Origin of the sequence: Neobacillus sp. C211 (assembly GCF_051842875.1) — a bacterium.
Classification (GTDB): domain Bacteria; phylum Bacillota; class Bacilli; order Bacillales; family Cytobacillaceae; genus Neobacillus.
Map to the genome: position 1 here is coordinate 40,372 of NZ_JBPXRO010000038.1, position 6,391 is coordinate 46,762.

General features: G+C 39.3%; 5 protein-coding genes, 8 tRNA genes and 1 rRNA gene. All 14 read right to left on the reverse strand.

Annotated elements, in window-relative coordinates:
- Positions 1 to 31: 31 nt before the first annotated feature.
- The 14 genes from ACSU6B_RS25355 to rrf all read right to left on the reverse strand — a co-directional run bounded on the left by ACSU6B_RS25355 (position 32) and on the right by rrf (position 6,280).
- Positions 32 to 1,261, reverse strand: coding sequence for a CdaR family protein (locus ACSU6B_RS25355; RefSeq protein ID WP_410889097.1), 1,230 nt, complete (start codon positions 1,259 to 1,261; stop codon positions 32 to 34).
- Complete coding sequence (cdaA, locus tag ACSU6B_RS25360; RefSeq protein WP_168241545.1) at positions 1,254 to 2,081, reverse strand: diadenylate cyclase CdaA; 828 nt, start codon at positions 2,079 to 2,081, stop codon at positions 1,254 to 1,256. The genes ACSU6B_RS25355 and cdaA overlap by 8 nt, the downstream gene beginning before the upstream one ends.
- 130 nt (positions 2,082 to 2,211) lie before the next feature.
- Positions 2,212 to 2,838 (reverse strand): zf-HC2 domain-containing protein, encoded by a 627-nt coding sequence (locus tag ACSU6B_RS25365; protein WP_410889098.1) that lies wholly within the window; start codon positions 2,836 to 2,838, stop codon positions 2,212 to 2,214.
- Positions 2,839 to 2,856: 18 nt separating this feature from the next.
- Positions 2,857 to 3,420, reverse strand: coding sequence for an RNA polymerase sigma factor SigW (sigW, locus tag ACSU6B_RS25370; RefSeq protein WP_410889100.1), 564 nt, complete (start codon positions 3,418 to 3,420; stop codon positions 2,857 to 2,859).
- Between the two features lie 270 nt (positions 3,421 to 3,690).
- Entirely contained in the window at positions 3,691 to 4,587 is an 897-nt protein-coding gene (rocF, locus tag ACSU6B_RS25375) for an arginase (protein ID WP_214713468.1), read from the reverse strand.
- 620 nt (positions 4,588 to 5,207) lie between these two features.
- A tRNA-Lys gene (locus ACSU6B_RS25380) sits at positions 5,208 to 5,280 on the reverse strand.
- Positions 5,281 to 5,282: 2 nt separating this feature from the next.
- Positions 5,283 to 5,357, reverse strand: a tRNA-Gln gene (locus ACSU6B_RS25385).
- Between the two features lie 49 nt (positions 5,358 to 5,406).
- A tRNA-Tyr gene (locus ACSU6B_RS25390) sits at positions 5,407 to 5,491 on the reverse strand.
- A 21-nt stretch (positions 5,492 to 5,512) separates the two neighbouring features.
- A tRNA-Thr gene (locus ACSU6B_RS25395) sits at positions 5,513 to 5,585 on the reverse strand.
- Between the two features lie 176 nt (positions 5,586 to 5,761).
- Positions 5,762 to 5,837 (reverse strand) — tRNA-Val (locus tag ACSU6B_RS25400).
- 41 nt (positions 5,838 to 5,878) lie between these two features.
- Positions 5,879 to 5,953: transfer RNA gene (locus ACSU6B_RS25405), tRNA-Glu, on the reverse strand.
- 21 nt (positions 5,954 to 5,974) lie between these two features.
- Positions 5,975 to 6,047, reverse strand: a tRNA-Thr gene (locus tag ACSU6B_RS25410).
- A 27-nt stretch (positions 6,048 to 6,074) separates the two neighbouring features.
- Positions 6,075 to 6,149: transfer RNA gene (locus ACSU6B_RS25415), tRNA-Asn, on the reverse strand.
- Positions 6,150 to 6,163: 14 nt separating this feature from the next.
- A 5S ribosomal RNA gene (rrf, locus tag ACSU6B_RS25420) occupies positions 6,164 to 6,280 on the reverse strand.
- Between the last annotated feature and the right edge of the window lie 111 nt (positions 6,281 to 6,391).

Here is a 6,391-nt window from a genome sequence, read left to right on the forward strand (position 1 = left end):
ATCTCTCCTTCAACTTGTGTATTGCTAGATATTAGGCATTATTTTTTTCGATCGTAATTTTCGCTGATGATTTAGTAGGTTTCCACTTTACAGCCGAAGGTCCTTCCACGTGAATGTCCACTATATGATCCCCTTCTACAAGGCCAGACAAATCAATAAAGACTTTGAAATCCTCAGGCCTGATGCTGCTAACTGCCGAAGAGGGACCATTAATAAGTATATTTATCATTTGATTTCCTGGATCGTTAACCGTGGCCTTATATTCTTCGGATAATCCTTGAATGTTTAACGGTACATCCGAAACTGTTTTTTCTTCTTGTTTTTTGACCACAACGGTTGCTTTTACGATTTGCGGGGTAACCTTTGTAATTCCATTAGAGATGATTACAGGCAATGTAAGGGTGGTGTTATCGGTAATTTTACTGAGATCAACCTCAACACGGACATTATCCGTATTTTTAAGAACATCTTCATCCCCTGTGATTGTTGCCTCTTTTTCATCGATATCAATCGATTCAATCGTCACACCTTCCGGGGCAGTACCATTTCTAACAATTTTAATCGGTACAGTCTTACTGTTGCTTTTTATTGGTATCGTGATTTCTACCGTTTCCGGATCGACCAATACATTTAACTTATTTAGATCTTTGTCAAGAACCTGGACATGAGCCTTTTCTGAAATGGTTTCTTTCAGTTGACCTTTTTCCTCAAGGGCAGCCTTTACATACGTAATCCGATCGATGACACTTTTGGCACCGGTAATCTTCACTTTATTTGGCTCGACAACGGGTTGTCCTGCAGAATAACCCGCTTCTATTTGGCTCGCATTAAATTCTGCCTCAACTTTAAATTCCTTTGTGATTTTTTCCTGAACAGATACAGTTACACTAGCTGGTTTCACAGTCGCACTCAATTTATCCGACAGGTCTCTTACTTTTAATTTTACTTTCTGTTTCCCAATTTTAGCTTTAGATAAATCTACGTAAACCTCAAAGTTCTTCAACGCTTTGGCAGACTGAATGTGCGTTATAGGTCCTTTTAAAGTGATATCAACCGTGGCTGGAATTCCTGACACCACTAGATTTTCCGTATCATAATAAACCTTTACAGGAATATTGGTAATGGTTTCTGTTGATTGCTCTCCTGGCACATTCACATCCGTTATCTTTTTACCTGTATGTGGTACAGAAGAATATAAAAGTACCGCTAACAACAAGGCAAGAATTTTAATAAACCAAGGATTATCCATCAATTTATCCATTATTTTTCCCCCTCCAGTTCCAACGAGCTGAAGAAGCTTGTTTTGTTTTCAAATGAATGAACAATTCACTCGTAAGTAATTCTTTCAGTTGCTCTGTATTAATCGCTCGATGAAGCTCCCCATTCTTTGTAAGTGAAATATGACCTGTCTCTTCAGAAACGATGACAGTGACACTATCAGTCACTTCACTTATTCCTAATGCAGCCCGATGTCTGGTTCCCAGCTCCTTAGAAATAAACGGGCTTTCGGATAACGGCAGATAGCATGCGGCGGCTGCGACATTATTTTTTTGGATGATTACCGCACCATCATGGAGCGGTGTATTTGGGATAAAAATATTAATCAGCAATTCAGAAGAAATATTGGAATTTAGCTGGATCCCCGTTTCTATGTAATCGCCCATTCCCGTTTCTCTCTCGATCGAGATTAACGCCCCAATACGGCGCTTTGCCATATAATCAGTTGCCTTAACAATTGCCTCAACTGTTTTTTCCGGATCTTCATCATCCAGATTACTGCTTCTTGAAAAGAACTTCCCCCTGCCTAATTGCTCAAGGGCTCTTCTAAGTTCTGGCTGAAATATAATAATAATCGCAAGAAACCCGTATGTTATCGCCTGTTCCATCATCCAACTTAATGTTTGGAAGCCTAGAAACTCACTGACAACTCTAACTAGAAGAATAACGAGAATGCCTTTTAGTAATTGAACGGCCTTCGTTCCTCTAATCACATTGATCAGCTTGTAAATGACATACCATACGAGGACAATATCAACAATACTAGCTAAATACTTCCATAGTTCGAAATCAGCAAACGGCATTGTTCTTCCTCCGTAATTTTCTTTAACACAAATAAATTACAACCTATTTATTATACCATAAATACCACTTGTACCTATTATATGTATCTGGGTAAAAAAACAAATCACCCGATCGGAGTGATTTGTTTTTTTATTTGGTTTCTGGTTGGTCTTCCAATATTTGAACCACATCTTGTGCGGTCTTTTTAATATGATACCAAATCCAATCGAACACTTCATTTACCTCTTCAATTTGCCCTGTTACATGTCCTGCAGAGGCCAAATATTTTTCACCATTGATAACTGTCACATCACCTTGGACTTCACCTTCAATTTCTAATGTCCCATTTCGAACAATGACATCGCCCTTGACCGTCTCACCTTTAGGTACAATAACCGTATTATTTTTAACTATTAAGTTTTTTTGCTTCGATACAGAAAACTCTCGATCTTGATTCCAAGTAGAAAATACGCTTCCCATCATTAATATGAGAAATAAAGAGGCAGCTGCAAGCAAAGGATGGTTTTTCAACCAACGCTGCATCCAAATCTTTCGTTTCTCTTTTGGTAAACGAGACAACACTTTGGCTGTAAAGTCATCCGGTACCTGCATATGTGACACACTCTTTACAAAAGCGATCGTCTTATTTAGCTCATTAAATATAGCCTCGCATTCTTTGCAGTTTTGGAGGTGTTCTCTTAATATTCGTTCTTGATCAGGTGTAATTTCTTCATCTAAGTATTCATGCATTAGTTCGATGATTTGTTCTGGACACATTAACAGTTTCACCTCTTATCACACATATCTTAATTGTTGTCTTAACGCTTCCCGGCCACGGTGAATCCTTGTTTTAACCGTTCCAAGTGGTAAATCAAGAATTTCGCTAATTTCATTTAAGGACAACTCTTCAATATATTTTAATACGATGGCTGTCCGATATTTATCGGGCAGTTTTAATATCTCTTTCTGGACCGTATCCTGCAGCTCTAAGCTTTCTACTTCTGACTCTGGCAGCGGTGTGTTCGAAGGGATCTGCGAATACATTGTTAATCCTTCTGCCCCTGCAACCTCTGCATCTAAATAATGATCCGGTTTCTTTTTTCGCATTCGGTCAATACACAGATTGGTTGCTATCCGAAAAAGCCAAGTTGAAAATTTCAAGTCTTGATTAAAGGTTTTGATATTCACATAAGCACGAATAAAAGCTTCCTGTGCCATATCCTCAGCTTCATGACGATTTCCAAGCATCCGGAAACATAGTTGATAAATACTGTTTTTATATATTTCAACGATTTCACCAAAGGCATCTTGGTCCCCTTTGATTACTTGTTTTATTCTCTTTTTTACAATTGCATCCATTACGTTACCTCAGCTCCATTGCTGCTATCCGATAATACGAATCGTTAGCAAAAAAGTTTCGTTTTACACGAAAAAACTTCTCAATACCTTTAATATTAACAAAAATATACTAAAAGGGCTTACTAATTAGTTTAAAGATTTTATGAAGGAGATAAATTGACACGGTTTTAATTCTTTGACAAGAAGAAAATAGAAAAAAGCTGCATCACGCTAGAAGAACAGGTTGGCCCGTTTTCTTACGAAATGCAGCTTTACTTATTTATTTATTTATTATAATAATTTTTCTCCGAATAATGAGCCCATCAATTCAACTGCCACTTTAGCAGTTTTATTTTTTTCATCTAAAATGGGATTTACTTCTACAAATTCTGCTGATGTAATGATTTTTGCTTCTTCTAACATCTCCATAGCAAGATGACTTTCCCGGTAGCTGATTCCACCCATAACTGGTGTTCCAACGCCTGGAGCATCATTTGGGTCTAGGCCATCTAAATCAAGTGAAAGGTGGACACCATCTGTCTTTTCTTTCAGGTAAGCGATGGTTTCTTCCATTACTTTGGCCATCCCCATCCGGTCAATTTCATGCATTGTGTAAACTTTAATTCCTATTTCCTTTATTAAATCTTTTTCTCCATCATCCAGTGCTCTTGCACCAATAATGACTACATTTTCAGGTTTAACTTTAGGACCATATCCACCTATCTCGGTTAACAAGCTGTGCCCTAACCCGATACTTACGGCTAGTGGCATTCCATGGATATTACCAGAAGGGCTTGTCTCAGCCGTATTTAGATCGCCATGTGCGTCATACCAAATGACACCAAGATTTTTATAATGTTTAGAGACACCTGCTAAAGTACCAATAGCAATACTATGATCCCCGCCAAGGACAAGCGGAAACGCACCCGACTCGACAGCAGCATCTACTTTTTCAGCTAACAAAGCACTTTTCTCAGCAACTAAATCAAGATTCCGCAAATTAGATTCTTTATCCACCACAACTTCAGGTCTGCCAATTGGAATATCACCTAGATCATGTATTTCATCAAATAGTGGCTTAAGTCGTTCAACCATCCCAGCATAACGGATGGCACTTGGCCCCATATCTACCCCTCGTCGCATTTGTCCTAAATCCATCGGCATTCCAATAATTGAAAGCTTACTCATATTAATTCCTCCTACCCTGTTATGTATCTATTTTAACCGCTTTCATACCAATGACTCAACTCGACAAAATTATGTATATATATACGATAAAAAACCTTAGACCATTGGTTGGTTTAAGGTAGGGATTTACATTTAAGAAAAAATGTAAGTTCGGTTCCATTTTGACTATCGAATTCAAACTTCGCAGATATGATTGGCGATAGTTTGATTGTTATTTCATGAATTTTTGTCGCCAATATCCCTTATTGGCGATACTTTATTGCTTTTTTCATGCATTTTTGCCGCCAATAGCCCTTATTGACGACACTTTATATCTTTTTTCATCAATTTTTGGTGCCAATAGCCCTTATTGGCGACACTTTGATGCTTATTTCATAAATTTTTGCCGCCAATAGCCCTTATTGGCGACACTTTATTGCTTTTTTCATAAATTTTTGCCGCCAATAGCCCTTATTGACGACACTTTGATGCTTATTTCATAAATTTTTGCCGCCATAGCCCTTATTGACGACACTTTGATGCTTATTTCATAAATTTTTGCCGCCAATCACGACACTTTGTTTCTTTTTCATAAAAAAAGAACCTTGGAGATTTCTCCAAAGTTCCTGGCTGTTACTATATGAGCCATGAAGGACTCGAACCTTCGACCCTCTGATTAAAAGTCAGATGCTCTACCAACTGAGCTAATGGCTCTCTGGCTGGGCTAGCTGGATTTGAACCAACGCATGTCGCAGTCAAAGTGCGATGCCTTACCGCTTGGCTATAGCCCAATAGAGATGTAATATTATCTAGTATGTCCAACTTTTTTAAAAATATTAATGGTGGAGGGGGACGGATTCGAACCGCCGAACCCGGAGGGAGCGGATTTACAGTCCGCCGCGTTTAGCCACTTCGCTACCCCTCCATATTAAATTTAAAAAAGCAGTGCCGGCGAGAGGACTTGAACCCCCAACCTACTGATTACAAGTCAGTTGCTCTACCAATTGAGCTACCCCGGCATATAGTTTGAAAAAATATTAAGTTTGAACACGATGACTTCGTTGCCGTCATCCTGACCTCAGAAAGCTTATGCAAGCAGCAACTCGGTCAGTATGCTGAAGTTTATTCAAGGAGTTTATTCGGTCGTGCTCTACCAATTGAGCTACCCCGGCATGTAGTTAACATAATTATATTATGGTGGAGGATGACGGGCTCGAACCGCCGACCCTCTGCTTGTAAGGCAGATGCTCTCCCAGCTGAGCTAATCCTCCACAGCAATGAAAGTTATTTTACGCTAGTGCATAAAAAACTTTGGTGACCCCTACGGGACTCGAACCCGTGTTACCTCCGTGAAAGGGAGGTGTCTTAACCGCTTGACCAAGGGGCCATACTATTATAAAAATAGGAAAGCTTCCAAGCGGGCTCGAACCGCTGACCTCTTCCTTACCATGGAAGTGCTCTACCTACTGAGCTATGGAAGCATAGCTATATATAAGTTTACATAAAAATGGCTCCGCAGGTAGGACTCGAACCTACGACCGATCGGTTAACAGCCGATAGCTCTACCACTGAGCTACTGCGGAACAATAATATTTCAGCCTGGCAGCGTCCTACTCTCACAGGGACGCGTGTCCCAACTACCATCGGCGCTGAGAAGCTTAACTTCCGTGTTCGGTATGGGAACGGGTGTGACCTTCTCGCCATTACTGCCAGACTATTTTCAAGACATTATTTATTATAATATCTTTTTGAAATTTTTCAAGAGGAAAATTTTTTTTTTTCATTCCCTCAAAACTAGATAATGCAGAAGAAGTTTGTAAAAACT

Excerpts from the sequence above, each read along its gene's own strand:
- ACSU6B_RS25355 (WP_410889097.1), bottom strand. The coding sequence starts at position 1,261 with ATGGATAAATTGATGGATAATCCTTGGTTTATTAAAATTCTTGCCTTG.
- cdaA (WP_168241545.1), bottom strand. The coding sequence starts at position 2,081 with ATGCCGTTTGCTGATTTCGAACTATGGAAGTATTTAGCTAGTATTGTT.
- ACSU6B_RS25365 (WP_410889098.1), bottom strand. The coding sequence starts at position 2,838 with ATGTGTCCAGAACAAATCATCGAACTAATGCATGAATACTTAGATGAA.
- sigW (WP_410889100.1), bottom strand. The coding sequence starts at position 3,420 with ATGGATGCAATTGTAAAAAAGAGAATAAAACAAGTAATCAAAGGGGAC.
- rocF (WP_214713468.1), bottom strand. The coding sequence starts at position 4,587 with ATGAGTAAGCTTTCAATTATTGGAATGCCGATGGATTTAGGACAAATG.